General features: G+C 60.7%; 17 protein-coding genes. 9 read left to right on the forward strand and 8 right to left on the reverse strand.

Annotated features, from left to right (window positions below; genetic code table 11):
- Positions 1–75: 75 nt before the first annotated feature.
- Positions 76–963 (forward strand): GNAT family acetyltransferase, encoded by an 888-nt coding sequence (locus BLU75_RS06720; RefSeq protein ID WP_084379220.1) that lies wholly within the window; start codon positions 76–78, stop codon positions 961–963.
- A 152-nt stretch (positions 964–1,115) separates the two neighbouring features.
- Here BLU75_RS06720 and BLU75_RS06725 read toward each other — a convergent pair whose 3' ends face one another.
- From BLU75_RS06725 to BLU75_RS06745, 5 genes are all read right to left on the reverse strand, one after another.
- A complete protein-coding gene (locus BLU75_RS06725) occupies positions 1,116–2,135 on the reverse strand; it encodes a branched-chain amino acid aminotransferase (RefSeq protein ID WP_084379219.1) in 1,020 nt (339 codons plus the stop codon).
- A 214-nt stretch (positions 2,136–2,349) separates the two neighbouring features.
- Positions 2,350–3,729 carry a dihydrolipoyl dehydrogenase gene (gene lpdA, locus BLU75_RS06730; protein ID WP_084379218.1) on the reverse strand — a complete coding sequence of 460 codons (1,380 nt, stop codon included), beginning with the start codon at positions 3,727–3,729 and terminating at the stop codon, positions 2,350–2,352.
- A 3-nt stretch (positions 3,730–3,732) separates the two neighbouring features.
- Positions 3,733–5,001 carry a dihydrolipoamide acetyltransferase family protein gene (locus BLU75_RS06735; RefSeq protein WP_084379217.1) on the reverse strand — a complete coding sequence of 423 codons (1,269 nt, stop codon included), beginning with the start codon at positions 4,999–5,001 and terminating at the stop codon, positions 3,733–3,735.
- Complete coding sequence (locus BLU75_RS06740) at positions 5,002–6,060, reverse strand: alpha-ketoacid dehydrogenase subunit beta (RefSeq protein ID WP_084379216.1); 1,059 nt, start codon at positions 6,058–6,060, stop codon at positions 5,002–5,004.
- Between the two features lies 1 nt (position 6,061).
- A complete protein-coding gene (locus BLU75_RS06745) occupies positions 6,062–7,297 on the reverse strand; it encodes a 3-methyl-2-oxobutanoate dehydrogenase (2-methylpropanoyl-transferring) subunit alpha (protein ID WP_084379215.1) in 1,236 nt (411 codons plus the stop codon).
- A gap of 196 nt (positions 7,298–7,493) precedes the next feature.
- On the opposite strand from BLU75_RS06745, the gene bkdR reads away from it, so the two are divergent.
- Positions 7,494–7,982: a Bkd operon transcriptional regulator BkdR gene (gene bkdR, locus BLU75_RS06750; RefSeq protein WP_084379214.1), complete on the forward strand. Its 489-nt coding sequence runs from the start codon at positions 7,494–7,496 to the stop codon at positions 7,980–7,982.
- A gap of 45 nt (positions 7,983–8,027) precedes the next feature.
- Here the strand turns inward: bkdR and BLU75_RS06755 are convergent, their stop codons facing one another.
- Positions 8,028–8,891: an MBL fold metallo-hydrolase gene (locus BLU75_RS06755; RefSeq protein ID WP_084379213.1), complete on the reverse strand. Its 864-nt coding sequence runs from the start codon at positions 8,889–8,891 to the stop codon at positions 8,028–8,030.
- Positions 8,892–8,984: 93 nt separating this feature from the next.
- Here BLU75_RS06755 and BLU75_RS06760 point away from each other — a divergent pair, with 93 nt between their 5' ends.
- The 6 genes from BLU75_RS06760 (at position 8,985) to nahK (ending at position 16,905) form a co-directional block, all read left to right on the forward strand.
- Positions 8,985–9,320, forward strand: coding sequence for an ArsR/SmtB family transcription factor (locus tag BLU75_RS06760; protein ID WP_084379212.1), 336 nt, complete (start codon positions 8,985–8,987; stop codon positions 9,318–9,320).
- Positions 9,321–9,384: 64 nt separating this feature from the next.
- Positions 9,385–10,629 (forward strand): NAD(P)/FAD-dependent oxidoreductase, encoded by a 1,245-nt coding sequence (locus BLU75_RS06765; protein ID WP_084379211.1) that lies wholly within the window; start codon positions 9,385–9,387, stop codon positions 10,627–10,629.
- 9 nt (positions 10,630–10,638) lie between these two features.
- Positions 10,639–11,451 carry a sulfite exporter TauE/SafE family protein gene (locus BLU75_RS06770; protein WP_090221396.1) on the forward strand — a complete coding sequence of 271 codons (813 nt, stop codon included), beginning with the start codon at positions 10,639–10,641 and terminating at the stop codon, positions 11,449–11,451.
- Positions 11,452–11,606: 155 nt separating this feature from the next.
- Complete coding sequence (locus tag BLU75_RS06775; protein ID WP_084379209.1) at positions 11,607–12,782, forward strand: porin; 1,176 nt, start codon at positions 11,607–11,609, stop codon at positions 12,780–12,782.
- Positions 12,783–13,154: 372 nt separating this feature from the next.
- Positions 13,155–14,318: a nitric oxide-sensing protein NosP gene (gene nosP / locus BLU75_RS06780; protein WP_084379208.1), complete on the forward strand. Its 1,164-nt coding sequence runs from the start codon at positions 13,155–13,157 to the stop codon at positions 14,316–14,318.
- A complete protein-coding gene (nahK, locus tag BLU75_RS06785; protein WP_172832094.1) occupies positions 14,287–16,905 on the forward strand; it encodes a hybrid sensor histidine kinase/response regulator NahK/ErcS' in 2,619 nt (872 codons plus the stop codon). The genes nosP and nahK overlap by 32 nt, the downstream gene beginning before the upstream one ends.
- 474 nt (positions 16,906–17,379) lie before the next feature.
- Here the strand turns inward: nahK and BLU75_RS06790 are convergent, their stop codons facing one another.
- Both BLU75_RS06790 and BLU75_RS06795 read right to left on the reverse strand, forming a co-directional pair.
- The gene (locus tag BLU75_RS06790; RefSeq protein ID WP_084379206.1) at positions 17,380–18,045 is read right to left on the reverse strand and encodes a response regulator transcription factor; all 666 of its coding nucleotides are present in this window, start codon (positions 18,043–18,045) and stop codon (positions 17,380–17,382) included.
- A 27-nt stretch (positions 18,046–18,072) separates the two neighbouring features.
- A complete protein-coding gene (locus tag BLU75_RS06795; protein WP_084379205.1) occupies positions 18,073–18,612 on the reverse strand; it encodes a PQQ-dependent catabolism-associated CXXCW motif protein in 540 nt (179 codons plus the stop codon).
- A gap of 154 nt (positions 18,613–18,766) precedes the next feature.
- Between BLU75_RS06795 and BLU75_RS06800 the strand changes: the two genes are divergently transcribed.
- The gene (locus tag BLU75_RS06800; protein WP_084379204.1) at positions 18,767–19,396 is read left to right on the forward strand and encodes a response regulator; all 630 of its coding nucleotides are present in this window, start codon (positions 18,767–18,769) and stop codon (positions 19,394–19,396) included.
- The last annotated feature ends 30 nt before the right edge of the window (positions 19,397–19,426 follow it).

Consider the following 19,426-nt stretch of genomic DNA (forward strand, 5'->3'; position numbering starts at 1 on the left):
TCGGGTAGTTCGAGCAAGCCTGTTCCTACCTTGGTATGGTGCTGCTTGAGATATTTGTGTCAGCAAGGAGAAACCATGCCCACCGACGTTCGTCTCGCCCAACCCTCCGATGCCGAGGGCATCAGCCAGGTCATCCTGGCGGCCTTGCACAGCAGCAATGCGCAGGATTACCCGACGGATGTCATTGCGCGAGTGGCGAGCAACTTTACCCCCGAAGCTGTGCTTGAACTGCTCAAGCGCCGGATCGTGCTGGTGGCCACGCAGGCACAGGTGATCGTCGCCACCGCCGCCCTCGACGCCAATGTGGTGCGTTCGGTATTCGTCAATCCGGTGCTGCAAGGGCAGGGCATAGGTCGCTTGTTGATGACTGAAATCGAACTGCGCGCACGGGAAGCCGGGGTAACGGTGTTGAGTGTGCCTGCCTCCCTGACGGCCGAACCGTTTTACAGCACCTTGGGGTTTCACACGGTGCGGGATGTGTATCACGGTAACGAGCGCACCCTGGTGATGGAGAAGGGGCTGTTGTCACGTCACCCCATCGGCCCCTATCGTGATCGGCAGCACCGCGCCCAGGTGTCGGCTTTGTGGCAGGCGGTATTTGCGTATGACACCCCGCAAAGCCGGCCCGCGCTGGCGATCGATCGGAAGCTGGCGGTCGATGATGGATTGTTTTTTGTCGCCACGGATAAAAAGACCGTCATCGGTACCTTGATGGCGGGTTACGACGGGCATCGCGGCTGGTTGTATTCAGTGGCCGTGCATCCCGACTACCGCCGGCAGGGCCTGGGTACTTCGTTGGTGCGCCACGGTGAACAGGCGTTGAGCGCTCTGGGTTGCATGAAGATCAACCTGCAGATATCCGGGGGCAATGACGCGGTGGCGACGTTCTACGAGACGTTGGGCTACAGCGTGGAACCGAGGATCAGCATGGGCAAGACGCTCACGCAGAACATCCCCGAATAAACCAAAAAGCCCGGGCCGCGCGCAATACCATCAGTCAAGACTGAACAACCACCTTGTGGCGATACGGCGTTCCGGCAAGCCCCCTCGCCACAGAGGGGGGCATGCGGCTTTCTTGACTGAACAGGCGGGCTATTGGCAAAACAGCTTTTGGCTCAGACCTTGACGATCCAACCTTCTGGCGCTTCCACATCACCTGTCTGCACACCGGTCAGCTCTTTGTAGAGCTTCTGGGTCACCGGACCGACGTCTTTTTCGCTGAAGAACACGTGCAGCTTGTCCTTGTACTCGATCCCGCCAATGGGCGTGATCACCGCCGCGGTACCGCAAGCACCGGCTTCCTTGAAGTCCGACAGCTTGTCGATCAGCACATCGCCTTCGACCACTTCCAGGCCCAGACGCGATTTAGCCAGCTCGATCAGCGACAGGCGCGTGATGCCCGGCAGCACCGACGGCGAGTTCGGGGTGACGAACTTGTTGTCGTGGGTGATCCCGAAGAAGTTGGCCGAACCGACCTCTTCGATTTTCGAGTGGGTAGCCGGGTCCAGATAGATGCAATCGGCAAAGCTGGCTTTTTTCGCCAGGGAACCTGGCATCAGGCTTGCGGCGTAGTTGCCACCGACCTTGGCCGCGCCGGTGCCGTTTGGCGCCGCGCGATCGTAGCCGGAGATCAGGAAGTTGTGCGGGGTCAGGCCGCCCTTGAAGTAGGCTCCGACTGGGATGCAGAAGATCGAGAAGATGAATTCGGGAGCGGTGCGTACGCCGATGTTGTCACCGGTGCCGATCACGAACGGACGCAGGTACAGCGCGCCGCCGGTGCCGTAGGGCGGGATGAAGCGCTCGTTGGCGCGGACCACTTGTTTGCACGCCTCGATGAACGCCTCGGTCGGTACTTGCGGCATCAGCAGTCGGGCGCAGCTGCGTTGCATGCGCGCGGCGTTCTGGTCCGGACGGAACAGGTTGATCGAGCCGTCCTTGCAGCGGTAGGCCTTCAAGCCCTCAAAGCACTGCTGGCCGTAGTGCAAGGCGGTGGAGCCCTCGCTGATGTGCAGCACGTTGTCGTCGGTCAGGGCTCCTTCTTGCCAGGCGCCGTCTTTCCAGGTTTGGAGAAAACGTTTGTCGGTCTTGATGTAGTCAAAACCCAGGTTGTCCCAATTGATGCTTTCGTTACCCATGACACCCTCTATCTCTTTTCCACCGCCTGGTCGAAGGCTGGCGTGTGATTTATTTCCGGATGAGCGCAACAATACTGCATAACCCCGTGCGCCTGCATCCCCCTGTAGGAGCGAGCGTGCTCGCGAAAAAACCGAGGACGCCGGGTTTATTCTGGTTTCACGCGTTATCGCTGACGATTTTCGCGAGCAAGCTCGCTCCTACAGCGGGCCAGCATTACAGATGCAGGGCGTGGCCCAATGCGCGCAGGGCGGCTTCCTGGACGGCTTCGCCCAGGGTGGGATGCGCATGAATGGTGCCCGCCACGTCTTCCAGCCGCGAACCCATCTCCAGGCTCAGGCCAAACGCCGTGGACAGTTCCGAGACGCCAGCGCCTACCGCCTGCCAGCCGAGAATCAGGTGATTGTCACGCCGTGCCACCACCCGCACAAAACCGCTTTTCGATTCCAGCGTCATGGCCCGGCCGTTCGCGGCGAATGGGAAACTCGCCACGATACAGTCCAGCCCCGCGGCCTTGGCTTCGTCCGGGGTCTTGCCGACCACCACCAGTTCCGGATCGGTAAAGCACACCGCCGGAATCGCTGCCGGGTTGAATTCCCGGTGCTTGCCGCTGATCAGCTCCGCGACCATCTCGCCCTGGGCCATCGCCCGATGCGCGAGCATCGGTTCGCCGCTCAGGTCGCCAATCGCCCAGACGTTACGCATGCTGGTCTGGCAGCGGTTGTCGATCTTGATCGCCGCACCGTTCATTTCCAGGTTCAAGGCTTCAAGATTCCAGCCTTGAGTGTTGGGTTTGCGCCCGACAGCCACCAGCACTTGATCGGCGTCCAGCGCCAGGGTGTCGCCGTTGGGGTCGCGGACCTGCAGGCAATTGTCTTGAAAACCGCTGACGCTGTGCTTGAGGTACAGCGTGAGCCCCAACTGCTTGAGAGATTGCGCCACCGGTTGCGTCAGTTCGGCGTCGTAGGCCGGCAGGATGCGGTCTTGCGCTTCCACCACGCTGACTTCGGCGCCGAGCTTGCGATAGGCGATCCCCAGCTCCAGCCCGATATAACCTCCGCCGACCACGATCAGCCGTTTGGGCACGCGTGTTGGCGCCAGTGCCTCGGTAGAGGAAATCACCGCTGCGCCAATCGGTAGCATCGGCAGATCGACGCTTTTCGAGCCAGTGGCGAGCAACAAGTGCTCGCACTGGATGCGCTGATCGCCCACCGCCACGCTCTTGCCGTCGATGACCTTGGCCCAGCCGTGAATCACCTGCACGTTGTGTTTTTTCAACAACGCGGCGACGCCGGTGGTCAGGCGATCAACGATGCTATCCTTCCATTCCACGCTTTTGCGGATGTCCAGCGTGGGGACGTCGACTTCAATCCCCAGCGCCGAGCCCTGGCTGTGATGCACGGTTTGCTGGAACTGCTCGGCCACATGAATCAGTGCCTTGGACGGAATGCAGCCGATATTCAGGCAGGTGCCGCCCAGCGCCTGACCTTCCACCAGAATGGTCGGGATGCCCAGTTGGCCGGCACGAATCGCCGCCACATAACCGCCCGGGCCGCCGCCGATAATCAGCAGCGTGGTATTCAATGTCTGCGCCATGACTTACTCCAGGAACAGGCTGGCAGGTTGTTCGAGCAGACCGCGAATGGCCTGGATAAATTGCGCCGCGTCCATCCCATCGACCACCCGGTGATCGAAGGAACTGGAGAGGTTCATCATCTTGCGGATCACGATCTGGCCCTTGATCACCATGGGGCGTTCAACGATGCGGTTGACGCCGACAATCGCCACTTCCGGCAGGTTCAGCACCGGCGTGCTGACGATCCCGCCCAATGCGCCAAGGCTGGTCAGGGTAATGCTCGAGCCCGAGAGTTCCTCACGGCTGGCCTTGCCATTGCGTGCGGCATGGGCCAGGCGGTGGATTTCCTCGGCGGTTCCCCACAGGTTGCGCGCTTCGGCGTGACGCACCACTGGCACCATCAGGCCCACAGCGCTCTGGGTGGCGACCCCGACATGCACCGCGCCGAGACGAGTGATGACCTGGGCTTCGTCGTCATACCGTGCGTTGATCTGCGGGAAATCGCGCAACGCCACGGCCATCGCGCGTACGATGAACGGCAGCAAGGTCAGCTTGCCGCGTGTGGCCGCGTGTTTTGCATTGAGGTGTACGCGCAACTCGTCGAGGGCGGTGACGTCAATTTCTTCCACGTAGCTGAAATGTGCGGCACGTCGAGTGGCGTCCTGCATGCGCTGGGCAATCTTGCGGCGCATGCCGATCACCGGGATTTGCTGTTCGTCGCTGCGTTCGGCGTACGGGTTGGCCGTTGCCGTAGGATTCGCTGCGCCTTGTTGCAGGTAAGCGTCGAGGTCTTCATGCAGGATCCGCCCGGCGGGGCCGGAGCCGTGCACCAGGCGCAGCGGGATACCGGCATCCAGCGCATGCTTGCGCACCGCCGGGGAGGCCAGCGGTCGCTCAGCGGCCTCGCGAGCCACGGGCGCTTGCGCCGCCAGCGGTTTTGCCATCGGCTTGCTTTCGGCAACAGGTGCCGGGGCTTCTGGTTTCTGCGCCGGTTCCGGGGCGGTTTCTTCAACCATCGCCGACAGCGCCGACTCCTGGGTATTGCCCGCGCCTTCCACTTCAATGCTGATCAGGATGCTGCCGACGGCCATGACTTCGCCCGGCTCGCCGCCGAGGGCAATCACCTTGCCGTGGACCGGCGAGGGAATATCCACCATCGCCTTATCGGTCATGACGTCCGCCAGCACCTGGTCCTCCACCACCATGTCACCGACCTTGACGTGCCACACCGACAACTCGACTTCCGCGATGCCTTCGCCAATGTCCGGCATCTTGATAACGTGCGTGCCCATTCAGACCTCCATGACCCGTTGCAAAGCCGCGCCCACACGGGACGGGCCAGGGAAATACGCCCACTCTTGCGCGTGCGGGTAAGGGGTGTCCCAACCGGTTACACGTTCGATTGGCGCTTCCAGGTGGTGGAAGCAGTGTTCCTGCACCAGCGACACCAGTTCGGCGCCAAAACCACAGGTGCGAGTGGCTTCATGCACCACCACGCATCGACCGGTCTTTTTCACTGACTTGACGATGGTTTCCAGATCCAGCGGCCATAGGCTGCGCAGGTCGATGACCTCGGCATCGATGCCGGTTTCCTCGGCGGCGACTTGCGACACATACACGGTGGTGCCGTAGGTCAGCACGGTCACCGCCGAGCCTGGGCGGACAATCGCGGCGACATCCAGCGGCACCGTGTAATAACCCTCCGGCACCTGTGCTTGCGGATGTTTCGACCACGGGGTTACCGGGCGGTCGTGGTGGCCGTCGAACGGGCCGTTGTACAGGCGTTTAGGCTCTAGGAAGATTACCGGGTCATCGTTTTCGATGGACGCAATCAGCAGACCCTTGGCGTCGTAGGGGTTGGACGGCATCACCGTGCGCAGGCCACAGACCTGGGTGAATACCGCTTCGATACTCTGGCTGTGGGTCTGGCCGCCGTAGATGCCGCCACCGCAAGGCATACGCATGGTCAACGGCGCGGTGAACTGCCCGGCCGAGCGATAACGCAGGCGCGCCGCTTCGGAAATGATCTGGTCGGTGGCCGGGTACACGTAGTCGGCGAACTGGATTTCGGCCACCGGGCGCAAGCCATACGCGCCCATGCCTACCGCCACGCCGACGATCCCGCTTTCGGAGATCGGCGCGTCGAACACCCGCGAGGTGCCGTACTTGTTCTGCAAACCTTCGGTGCAGCGGAACACGCCGCCGAAGTAGCCGACGTCCTGGCCGAATACCACGACATTGTCGTCGCGCTCAAGCATCACATCCATGGCCGAGCGCAGGGCCTGGATCATGGTCATGGTCGTGGTAGTCATGGCGGTTTCCAGCTCGATATGAGTGTTGTGATCGTTCATGTCAGATCCCCAACTCCTGACGCTGGCGCTTCAAGTGCTCCGGCATCTCTTTGTAGACGTCTTCAAACATGGTCGCGGCGCTTGGAATCTGGCCGCCGGCGAGGGTGCCGTACTGCTCGGCGTCTTTCTGCGCGGTGAGCACTTGGGCTTCAAGTTCGGCGCTGACCGTGGCGTGTTCCTCTTCGGACCATTGGCCGATGCGAATCAGATGCTGCTTGAGGCGGGCGATCGGATCGCCCAGCGGGAAGTGGCTCCAGTCGTCGGCGGGACGGTACTTGGAGGGATCATCGGAGGTCGAGTGCGGGCCGGCGCGATAGGTGACCCACTCGATCAGCGTCGGGCCTAGATTCCGGCGCGCACGCTCGGCGGCCCAGACAGAAGCGGCATACACGGCAATGAAGTCGTTGCCGTCGACTCGCAGCGAAGCGATGCCACAACCCACGCCGCGTCCGGCGAAGGTGGTGGCCTCACCGCCAGCGATGGCCTGGAAGGTGGAGATTGCCCACTGGTTGTTGACCACGTTGAGGATCACCGGGGCCCGATAGACGTGGGCGAAGGTGAGGGCGGTGTGGAAGTCGGATTCGGCGGTGGCGCCGTCACCGATCCACGCCGAGGCGATCTTGGTATCGCCCTTGATTGCCGAGGCCATGCCCCAGCCGACACCTTGTACGAACTGGGTCGCGAGGTTGCCGGAAATGGTGAAGAAACCAGCATCCTTGACCGAGTACATGATCGGCAACTGACGGCCCTTGAGCGGATCACGCTCGTTGGACAGCAGTTGGCAGATCAGGTCCACCAGTGGCACTTCACGGGCCATCAGGATGCTTTGCTGGCGATAGGTGGGGAAGCACATGTCGTCGATGTTCAACGCCAGGGCCTGGGCGCTGCCGATGGCTTCTTCCCCGAGGCTCTGCATGTAGAACGACATCTTCTTCTGACGCTGGGCGACCACCATGCGGTTGTCGAAGATCCGCGTCTTGAGCATGGCGCGCATGCCTTTGCGCAGGATCTCCACGGGCACGCCTTCGGCCCATGGGCCCAGGGCCTGGCCCTGGTCATCGAGCACACGAATCAGGCCTTTGGCCAGGTCGGCGGTGTCGGCCGGTTCTACGTCGATGGCGGGTTTGCGCACCGTACCGGCGTCGGTCAGACGCAGGTAGGCAAAGTCAGTCTTGCAGCCTGGACGGCCGGAAGGCTCGGGAACGTGCAGGCGCAGCGGTTCGTATTGCTGGGTCATGGCTTTCTACGCTCGATCTTGTGAATTTCTTGTAGTGGGCGCGCTTAGCTGACAGTCAGTCCCCGGGTAGGGGAAATCCTGTCCTACAACAATCATAGGCCCGGCGTAGAAGAATATTTATCTCTGTTTTATTGCGTCCGAGATCATTTGAGGATAAAAAATCTGCATAAACATAATAAACAGGTGGTTTTATCTCATGCGCAAGCTGGACCGTATCGATATCGGGATTCTCAACAGCCTTCAGGAGAATGCCCGCATCACTAACGCCGACCTCGCACGTTCAGTCAACCTATCGCCCACGCCGTGTTTCAACCGGGTCAAGGCAATGGAAGAGTTGGGGTTGATTCGTGAGCAGGTCACGTTGCTGGACGCCGATTTGCTGGGGCTGCACGTTAATGTGTTTATCCATGTCAGCCTGGAAAAACAGAACGAGTTGGCACTGCAGCAGTTCGAGCATGCAATTGCCGATCGCCCCGAAGTGATGGAGTGCTATCTGATGGCCGGCGATCCCGATTATTTGATTCGGGTACTGCTGCCGACCATTCAGTCGCTGGAGCGCTTCATGATGGATTTTCTGACCAAGGTCCCGGGGGTGGCGAATATCCGCTCCAGCTTTGCCCTCAAGCAGGTGCGCTACAAGACGGCGCTGCCATTGCCGGCCAATGGCCTCAACCTGGGCACGTGAAATGTGGGAGCGGCGGTGCGACGATTCCACACTGGGTTGTGTATTTCAAAGATGGTTGAGGGGGATCTTCAGATACACCACACCATTATCCTCCGCCGGCGGCATATGCCCCGCGCGTACATTCACCTGGATCGCCGGCAATAACAGGGTCGGCATGCCCAGGCCAGCGTCGCGCTGGGTACGCATTGCCACGAACTGTGCCTCATCCACTCCGTCATGCACATGAACATTACCGGCGCGCTGTTCGGCGACGCTGGTCAGGCACTTGGCGCTGCGACCTTCGGGCGGGTAGTCGTGGCACACGTACAGCTGCGTCTGTGGCGGGAATGCCAAAAGCTTGCGCATCGATGCATACAGCTGGCGCGCATCGCCACCGGGAAAGTCGCAGCGGGCGGTGCCGACGTCGGGCATGAACAGCGTGTCACCCACCAGGATCAACTGGTCGTCGACCAGGTAGGCCATGTCCGCTGGCGTGTGGCCGGGCACATGCAGCGCCTGGACCTTGAGGTTGCCGATATGGAATACCTCGTCCGGTGCGAACAGATGATCGAATTGCGAGCCATCGGCGCGGAACTCCGGCTCCAGGTTGAACAGTCGCTTGAACACGTTCTGTACCTGGCTGATGAACTGGCCGATGGCGATCCTGCCACCCAGTTCCCGGCGCAGGTAGGGCGCGGCGGACAGGTGATCAGCATGGGCGTGGGTTTCCAGCAGCCATTGCACCTGCAGGCGGTGTTCGCGCACAAAGGCAATCACCCGGTCGGCTTGGGTGGTGTCGGTGCGCCCGGCGGCGGGGTCGTAGTTGAGTACCGAATCGACGATGGCGCATGGGCCGCCGTCTTCTTCATAGACCACATAGGTCCAGGTCGACGAGGTCTCGTCCAGAAAGGATTGAATCAGCGCGGGCATGACGGTAGTCCCTGGCGGCTAAAAAAAGCGTGATATTCATTTTATGTTTAAACATAATGTTTTGAGCTTAAGTGAGAGAAAGGACCGAGGCAAATGGAATCCAGTCTGAGTGAAAGTGAAGTTGCCCAGTTACGCGCGTCTGCGTCCAAGGCCTGCGCCTTGCTCAAGGCCCTGGCCAATGAAGACCGGCTATTGATTCTCTGCCAGTTGACCCAGGGCGAGCGCAACGTCGGCGAGCTGGAAACCATGACCGGCGTGCGCCAGCCGACGCTGTCACAACAGCTGGGCATCCTGCGCGACGAAGGGTTGGTCGCCACCCGTCGGGAAGGCAAATACATTTTCTACGGGCTGGCCAGCCACGAAGTGATCCAAGTGATGAAAACCCTCTCCGGACTGTACTGCGGGGCGGTGATAAAAAGCTGGGCGTGACGCCGTACGGCAACGACCCTTTTTGCGTTAACAGCGTGCAATGCTCATAAGAAAGGCCAGGACTATGAACGACCAACACTGTGGACCGACCATCAGTGGCGACATCGTGGTCATCGGCGGCGGCTCGGCAGGCATCGGCCTGCTGGCCAGCCTGCTCAAGCGCGATCCCCACCTGAACATCACCCTGATCGAACCCAACGACGAACATTATTACCAGCCTGCCTGGACCCTGGTGGGCGCTGGCGCCCATGACCTCCGCAAAACTGCCCGGCCGATGGCCCGGGTAGTGCCCGATGGCGTGACCTGGGTACAGGCGGCGGTCACCCAATTGCTGCCTGACGAACAGACCCTGGTACTCGACGACGGCCAGCGTGTGACGTGGAACAACCTGATCGTCTGCCCTGGCCTGCGCCTGGCCTGGGAGAAAGTCGAGGGCCTGGAGCAAACGCTCGGCCAGAACGGGGTGACCTCCAATTACAGTTACCGGCACGCCGCTTATACCTGGCAATTGGTGCAGCAGTTGAAGGCCGGCAAGGCGATTTTCACTCAGCCAGCCATGCCCATCAAATGCGCCGGCGCGCCGCAAAAGGCCATGTACCTGTCCTGTGACCACTGGCTCGGACAAGGTGATCTGAAAAACATCGACGTGGAATTCAATCTGGCGGGCGCTGCGTTGTTTGGCGTGGCGACCTTTGTCCCGCCACTGATGAACTACGTCGAAAAATATGCTGCGCGGCTGGCCTTCAACGCCAACCTGATCAAGGTCGACGGCCCCGCGCGCAAAGCCTGGTTCGAGATCAAGGACGCCCAGGGCAACCTCGGCATCGAGGAAAAATCCTTCGACATGCTGCACGTGGTGCCGCCGCAGGTAGCCCCCGATTTTATCCGCCACAGCCCTCTGGCGGATTCCGCCGGCTGGTGCGAAGTTGATCCCCACAGCCTGCAACACCTGCGTTACCCGCAGGTCTTTGGCCTCGGCGACGTGTGCTCCACCACGAATGCCAAGACGGCCGCGGCGGTGCGCAAACAAATCGTGGTGGTCGCGGAGAACCTGCTGGCCCTGCGCAAACAGGCACCGCTGCCGCTCAAGTACGACGGTTATGGCTCCTGCCCGCTGACCGTGGAGAAGGGCAAGGTGGTGCTGGCCGAGTTCGGCTATGGCGGCAAACTGCTGCCGACGTTTCCCCTCGACCCGACCGTGGCCCGACGCTCGGCATGGTTTCTCAAGGCGACATTGCTGCCGTGGTTTTATTGGAACGGCATGCTCAAGGGCCGCGAGTGGCTGACCCGTTTGTCCAAGGTGGATTGAGAATAACCTATGCTGCTGGCAAGTTTTTTTGGCCTGTTGATGGGGCTGATCATGGGATTGACCGGGGCCGGTGGCGGTATTCTCGGGGTACCGGCGCTGGTCCTCGGGCTAGGCTTGAGCATGACCACAGCGGCCCCGGTGTCATTGTTCGCGGTCGGTGCGGCGGCCGCCGTCGGGGCGATTGACGGTTTGCGCCATGGCTTGGTGCGTTACCGCGCGGCGCTGTTGATCGCTTTGCTCGGGGCGTTGTTTTCGCCGCTGGGTGTGTTTTTCGCCCATCAACTGCCGGAGAAGGTGCTGATGGTTTTGTTCAGCGCGCTGATGGTGCTGGTGGCGTGGCGCATGCTGCGGCGCGAGCAGGTCGAGGCCGGTCCAAGCGACCACGGGGCGGCCTCCTGGGGCCAAAAAAACTGCATGCTCAATCAACAGACCGGACGTTTCGCCTGGACCACCAAATGCACCGCGACCCTGGCGGCCTTGGGCGCGGTGACGGGCGCGGTCTCGGGGCTGCTGGGCGTGGGCGGCGGTTTTCTGATCGTGCCGGCGTTCAAGCAACTGACCGATGTGCAGATGCGCGGCATTGTCGCCACGTCGCTGATGGTGATCAGCCTGATTTCCCTGGTCGGTGTGATCGGTGCGTTCCATGCCGGGGTGAGCATCGACGCGATGGGCTGGGTATTCATCGGCGCGAGCATCGTCGGCATGCTCGTCGGACGGCGCCTGGGCTCATTGATCAAGGCGGGCGTGTTGCAGGTCGGTTTCGCCAGCCTGTGTGGAGTGGTTGCAGTGGGCATGCTGTTCAACGCCTTCGCTCCTGCATGAGTGTTATCCGGCTTAATCCCTAAGTGGCGCGCCTTTGGCGAGGTAGCGTCCGACCGTCCAAAGGATCTGGCATTCGCCTCCAAGGCAGCGTATGACACCGCCGGCGCTCTTTCGATAATCGCCTCCGACATCAAGTCCCTGTTGCGGAGCGCGCCATGCATAACAATAAGAATGCCCCACGTCGTCTGTTGCCTGTGTTTATCGTCAGCCTCGGTCTGAGTTCGGTGGCCGAAGCCGAGATCGTGCTGTATGACAAGGACGAAACCACGTTCTCCACCGATGGCTACATCAACGCCTTTTACGTCAACAGCGACGTCGACCGTGCCGGCGAACAGTACGATCGCCGTCAGGCCCGGGTGAAGATGGGGTTTCTGCCCAACTACCTGGGCTTCAACATGGGCAAGCAGGTCGACGACCTCAAGCTCGGCGCCCGTGCGTCGTTCTGGGTCACCATCAACGACAGCGAAACCAACGGCACCGACACCGCCATCGACGTGCGCCAGTTCTACGGCACCGTGGCCAATCCAGAGTGGGGCGAAGTGTTGATCGGCAAGGATTTCGGCCTATTTGCCCGCTCCAACATCCTGCTGGACGAGCTATTGGCCGGCTATGGCCAAGTCAGCGACAGCCTCGGTTTGGTGGACGGCGGCGGGGTGTCGTTTGGCAATATCGGCAGCGGTTATCCCTATCCGTTCCCCACGTCGCAAATTACCTACCGCACCCCGTTGATGGACGGGCTGCGGGTCGCCGTGGGCATCCTGGATCCGGTGGACACCAACGACAGCAGTCCGCTGGGCAAGGCCTACCAGAAAAACCCGCGCACCGAGAGCGAGGTTACCTACCAGTTTGACGTCGGTGGAGCAAAGATCTACAGCTGGCTCAACGGCAGCTACCAGACCTCCGACAACACTGACTCGACGGTGGAGTCAGTCACCTCCAAGGGGCTGGGCTACGGCGTACAGGCGAAAATCGGTGGTTTGTCGCTCACAGGCTCAGGTTTCCAGGCCAAGGGAATCAATCCGTTTTTCACCAACAATGCTGGCGAGGCAACATTGCGCAATGTCGACAGCAATGGCTACCTGTTGCAGGGCTCATACAAGCTGGGCAAGAACCGCCTGGCGTTGTCGTACGGCAAGACCAAGGATGACGGCAACGGCGTGGTCGGCAGCGGCGCGGATTATGAAACCCGTGGCATTGCCTTGTTTCATGAGATCAACGACAACTTGAAATTGGTGGCCGAGTACAACCAGTTCCAGATCGAGGGGCATGACAGTGATGCGCAAAATGAGGATACCGATACCTTCGCGGTCGGGGCCGTGCTGACCTGGTGAGGATGTGGAGCAGCACGCCCCGAAGTGTCTGCCAATCCCTGTGGTCATGTGACTTGCCTCTGGTCATGTGACTTGTCTGTGGTGAAAGGCTTGTCCGTGGCGAGGGGGCTTGTCCCCCGTTGGGCTGCGCAGCAGCCCCAAAACCGGGCGCCGAGAATTGTCTGATACACCGCGTTTTTCCTGACTGGGGCTGCTGCGCAGCCCAACGGGGGACAAGCCCCCTCGCCACAGACAAGCCTCTCCCGCGTGCCGCCCCTTGCCACGGAAGGGGCGACGTCTCTCCTCCCTTGGGACCCCCAACCCGCTACCCAAGTAGCATAGGTCGCCACTCTGCGGCTTCGTACACTTGAGCTTCAACGGGGAGGGGCGAGCATGCATCAGGTCCAGAACGAAGGCGTCGTCACCGCCATGTCCCAGGCCTCCGACGCCCAGCAGGTGGCCGAGGAGTTGGCGCGCCAGTTGCTGCATCCTTACCTTGGCTTCGTGCTGTTCTTTTGCTCCGCGACTTACGATCTCAAGGCCCTCGGCCAGGCCTTGCAGCATAGTTTTGGCGGCATTCGCCTGGTGGGCTGCACCAGCGCCGGCGAGATCACGCCCCAGGGCTATGGGCGCAATTGCGTGACGGCGGTGGGCTTTGATCATCGGCACTTTTCCATTGCCACCGAGTTGATCGACCAGGTGGCGCGCTTCAGTCTGATTGACGCCCAGCAAATGGTCGAGCGCCTGGTGGGCGGGTGTCGCAGCAATACCCTGGCACCGATCAAGGGCAACAGCTTCGCCCTGACGCTGCTGGATGGCCTGTCCAGCCGCGAAGAAATGGTCCTCGCTGCCTTGAGCGCGGCGCTGGGGGATATCCCGCATTTCGGTGGCTCGGCCGGTGATGACAACCACCTGACCCATACCCACGTGTATTTCGACGGTGCTTTCCGCAACGGCGCGGCGGTGGTGGTGCTGGTCAACACCTGGCTGGATTTTGAGGTATTCACCACCCATCACATCCTGCCCCAGGCGCAGAAGCTGGTGGTGACCGGTGCCGACAGCACTTCGCGCCGGGTCTTCGAACTCAACGCCGAGCCGGCCGCCGAAGAATACGCGCGGCACATCGGGGTGTCGGTGGCGCAATTGGATCACCGCCTATTCGCGGCCCATCCCTTGGCGGTTCGCATCAATGATCAGTACTACGTGCGCGCGATCCAACAGGTCCACGAGGACTTGAGCTTGAGTTTCTACTGCGCCGTGGAAAACGGCATCGTGCTCACCGCGATGACGCCGGGCCCGATCCTGCCCAATCTGCAAACCCTGTTTGACGGCTTGCAGACACGGCTTGGCGATTTGTTGCTGACCATTGGCTGCGACTGTTTCCTGCGCCGCCTGGAGCTGGAGGATCACGGCACCCTGGAGCACATCGGCGGTTTTTTACGCGAGCAACGGGTGCTGGGGTTCAACACCTACGGAGAACAGTTCAATGGCATGCATATCAACCAGACCTTCACCGGGGTCGCCATTGCCCGTGGGCGCGCCCTTGGACAGCGCTGAACTCAACGCCCACATCAGCGCGTTGCAGCAGGAAAACCACAAGCTACGACGCATCAACGCTGCACTGATCGAACGCGTCGAATCGGGCGTGGCCCGTGGCAATGATCCGTATGCGGTGTTCCAGCACTCGGTGGTGCTGGCCGAGCAGGTCCGGGAACGCACCGATGCGTTGAACCAGGCCATGGCGGAACTCAAGGCCAGCAACCAGTTGCTCAGCGACGCGCGGTTGCGCGCGGAAACCGCGCATCAGCATTTGATCGACGCCATCGAGAGCATTTCCGATGCCTTTGTGTTGTTCGATCAGCAGCAGCGAATCGTGTTGTGCAACAGCCGTTTCAAGGCCTTCTGGCGCAACAGTCAGGTTCGGCTTATCGCGGGCATGCGGCTGGATGAGGTCAAGCGGCTGATGTCCACGACCGGATTGTTTGCCGAAGAAAGCCGTGGGCAGGACCAGGGCAACCTGTTCTACCGCCTGCACAACGGTCGTTGGTTGCAAGTCAGTGAGCGACCGACCCAGGACGGCGGCCGTGTGTTTCTGTTTACCGATATCACCGACGTCAAGCGCAGTGAAACCGCGCGCCGCGAACACGCGGTGGCGCAGAAGTCTCACCTGTTGCAGCGAGCGGTGGATAACCTGTCCCAAGGCGTGGCGATGGTCAGTGCCGAAGGCGTGCTGGAGTTGTGGAACCGGCGCTTCCTGGAGCTCAGCGGCCTGGCGCCGGTAGCCGCCCACCGGTTGTTTGCCGAGGTGATCGCCGACAGTGAATTAAACCTGCTGACCCCGGCCAGCCGCGATGCCAAGGGTCGCCTGGTGCAAGAGTGCGAGCAACGCCTGATGGACGGCCGGGTCCTGGAAATTCGCACGCATCCGCTGCCCACCGGTGGTTTCGTCAATACCTTCACCGACATCACCGAACGCTACCGGCACGCCGAAACCCTGAGCGAAAGCGAGCGCTGGATCCGCCTGATCACCGACCATGTACCCGCGTTGATTGCTTACCTCAACGCGGATCTGGTCTACGAGTTCACCAATAAAGTCTATGAACAATGGTACTGCTGGCCGCGCGGCGTGATGCTTGGCCAGAGCCTGCGCGAAGCCCACAGCGAACAGCATTACCAGCGGCTGGAAGCCTACGTCGCCCGGGCGCTGGCGGGGGAGAGCGTGACCTTCGAGTTTGCCGAAACCAATATCAACAACCAGGAGCGCTACATGCTGCGCTCCTACGTGCCCAACCGCCTGCCCAGTGGCGAGGTGGTGGGCATTTTTGTGCTGATCCGCGATATCACCGAGCGCCGTCGTACCGCCGAGGCGCTGCATCAGGCGTACCAGAACCTTGAGTTACGCGTGCGCGAACGGACCGCTGAGTTGACTTCCCTCAACGACCAACTGCTGCGTGAAATCGATGAGCGCCGCCGAGTCGAGTCGCGCCTGCGAGAGGCCAAGCTGGAAGCCGAGCAGGCGAACCTGTCGAAAACCAAATTCCTCGCAGCGGTCAGTCATGATCTGCTGCAACCGCTCAACGCCGCACGCTTGTTTACCGGCGCCTTGCTTGAACGCCGTGAGCCCATGGCCAACGCGACGCTGGTACGCAACGTCAGCAACTCCCTGGAAGATGTGGAGAATCTGCTGGGCACCCTGGTGGATATTTCCAAACTCGATGCCGGGGTGATCAAAGCCGATATCGCACCGTTTGCCCTCGACGAACTGCTGGACAACCTGGCCGCCGAATACACTCAAGTCGCTCGCAGTGAAGGACTGGCGTTGCATTTCATCCGCTGTTCGGCGTTGGTACGCAGTGACATCCAGTTGCTCGCGAGGATTTTGCGCAACCTGTTGAGCAACGCCATTCGTTATACCCGCCAGGGCCGTGTGGTGCTCGGTTGTCGCCGCCGTCAACAACGCTTGTTGATCCAGGTCTGGGACAGCGGCATGGGTATTGCCGAGAACCGTATGGAGGAGATTTTCGAGGAGTTCAAGCGCGGCGATGTGCAGCGCCCGGACCAGGACCGTGGTTTGGGCCTGGGCCTGGCAATCGTGGAGAAAATCGCCGGGATCCTCGGGCACCGGATCTGCGTGCGTTCATGGCCGGGCAAGGGCTCGATGTTCTGTGTCGAGGTCCCACTGAGCGCCACCGCGCCGAAGTCCTTGCCGACGCCTGCCATGGGCGAGTCGCTGCTTGAGCGACTGCAAGGCGCGCGGGTCTGGGTGTTGGACAATGATGCGGCGATTTGCGCCGGTATGCGCACGTTGCTGGAGGGCTGGGGCTGTGAGGTGATTACCGCCTTGTCGGAACAGGACCTGGCGCGGCAGGTGGACAACTATCATGCCGACGCCGATTTGTTGATCGCCGATTATCATTTGGACGATGAGCAAAATGGCCTGGACGCGGTAGCCAGGATCAACGCACGGCGGGCCAGCGCCATACCGGCGATGATGATTACGGCCAATTACAGCAATGAACTCAAGCAGCAGATTCGGGAGCTGGGGCATACGTTGATGCACAAGCCGGTGCGGCCGATGAAATTGAAGATGGCGATGGGGTATTTGCTCGGGGGGGATGAGGTCAAGAGCCGCCCCTCACCCTAGCCCTCTCCCCCGAGGGGAGAGGGGACTGACCGAAGTGTGCTGAGAAAATGTGCGACCTGAAAAACCGTTTTGATTGTGGATTCAAAGCCGTTCTTTCAGGTCGATAAATGTCTGGAATATCCCCCATTCAATCCCCTTTCTCCAGCGGGGAGAGAGGACTGACCGAAGTGTGCTGAGAAAAATTTGCGACCTAAAAAACCGTTTTGATTGTGGATTCAAAGCCGTTCTTTCAGGTCGATAAATGTCTGGAATATCCCCCATTCAATCCCCTTTCCCCAGAGGGGAGAGAGGACTGACCAAAGTGTGCTGAGAAAGTGTGCGACCTGAAAAACCGTTTTGATTGTGGATTCAAAGCCGTTCTTTCAGGTCGAGAAATGTCTGGAATATCCCCCATTCAGTCCCCTCTCCCCTCTGGGGAGAGGGCTAGGGTGAGGGGTGGTTCTCAAGCCAGACAAAAAAACCACTCACACCCCCTCATCGCCTGAGATAAGACCCGAAATCAATGTCCCCCGCGCTCAAGATCGCCTGCACCCGATTATGCACATTCAACTTGCGCAAGATCGCCGACACGTGCGCTTTCACCGTCGTCTCGGCAATCTCCAGCGTATACGCAATCTGTTTGTTCGATTCACCCTTGGTCATCCGTTCCAGCACCAGCAACTGCTTGCGTGTCAGGGCCTGGAGCAGTTCCGGGGCGAAGGCCGGATTGTCATGCATGCGCCGGGTGTTGCTGGTTTTCTGGGTGCGGATGATGTCCGGTGGCAGATAGACGTTGCCATTGAGGATTTGCTGGATCGCCTCGGTCATCTGCGCCCGAGGCGAGGACTTGGTGATAAAGCCGACCGCGCCGTAGGTGATGGCTTGCAGCACGATCTGCTTGTCCTGCTCGGCGGACACGATCACCACCGGGATCGTTGGCGCTTCGTTACGCAAGTTGATCAAGCCATTGAGACCGTGCATGCCCGGCATGTTCAGGTCCAGCAGGATCAGGTCCAGGTCGTCGTGCTCCCGGGTCAGGGCCAGGGCGCTGTCCAGGTCGGCGGTTTCCATCACGTCACTGCCGGCGAAACCATCGCTGATGACGTTATGGATCGCTTCGCGAAACAGCGGGTGATCGTCGGCAATCAGAATCTTGTACATGGCCGTTCACCTTCTTGTTGTGGGTATTTATTCAAAGGGTTCGGGTGTCGCAGCCATCACTGGCAGTTTTGCCGCTTCCCACGCATCCAAGCCATCGCGATACCAATACACAGAGGTATAGCCCAGATTGGCGGCTCGTTTTACCGCGTTCCAACTCAGCCAGCAATCGGAGCGACAGTAGAAGACCAATGGATGCGACAGGTCGCCTTCGGTGAGTTTGTACAGATGACGCACGAAATACTCGCGCCATTCGGGCGAGAGGTCGCCATCGCCGGTATTCGCCAGCCAGTGGCTGCCGGGCAGGTTGGCATGGGGCTGGTCTTCGATGAAGCGACCTTGCAGCCATTGGCGGCGGTAGACGTCGATCAGTAACGGCTTGGGCGTTTGACTGAGTAGGGTTTGCAGCGCCGGAGTGTCGACAATCGTTGCCCCCGGCAGGTGCCCGGGCGTCGGGCTGCGGTACAGGCCGATGCGATAGCCGTCGGTGGAAAACAGCGCAGGGCCGGCCTGTGCGTGGCTGATGAGCAGGCACAACAGCGCCAGAAGTGGCAATCGAGCGGGCAGCATGGCAGGTCCAGTCCTTATCGTTATGCGTCCATTACACGCCAGTCGCGGTGCATTGGGAATGCGACGATAGACAGGAAAACCAGTACCAAAGTAGTAGCCCGCGCCGAGTCGCGGGGTTCTAGCATGGACGGTAAATACAGCTCTTGGAGGCGCCATGAATATTCTGCTGGTGGATGATCACGCCGTCGTGCGCCTAGGTTACGCCAGCCTGTTGCGCAGTCTGCTGCCAGGTCTGCACGTGCGCGAAGCGGCCAACGGCGAAGAGGCGTTGCAGCGGGTGCAGGAAGCGGTGCCGAACCTGGTAATCATCGGCTTCGGCTTGCCGGGCATCAGCGGCCTGGAAACCACCCGTCGCTTGCGCCAGCGCCTGCCGCAATTGCGCGTGCTGTTTTTCAGCCAACATACCGAGTTGTCGTTGGTGCGCCAGGCGCTGGAGGCCGGCGCTTCAGGCTATATCACCAAGGGTGCGACGCCTGCGGTGATGAGCGAAGCGGTGCAACGCATTCTCGACGGTCATACTTATATCGAACAGGCGTTGGCCACTGAGCTCGCCTATCATCCGGGCGATCATCGCTTGCAGGGCATGACTGCGCGTGAGCTGGAGATTTTCCTGATGCTCGCCAAAGGCACACCGACGCGCTCCATCGCCGCGCAACTAAGCCTGAGCAGCAAAACCGTGTCCAACTACCTGACCTTGCTCAAGAGCAAATTGCAGGTTACGTCCCATGCCGAGTTGGTGCATGTGGGTATCGACATGGGTGTGGCGCACACCTTTTCACTGTAGGAGCGAGCTCGCTCGCGAAAAATGCACGGG

The sequence above is a fragment of the Pseudomonas mucidolens genome, from assembly GCF_900106045.1.
Lineage (GTDB): Bacteria > Pseudomonadota > Gammaproteobacteria > Pseudomonadales > Pseudomonadaceae > Aquipseudomonas > Aquipseudomonas mucidolens.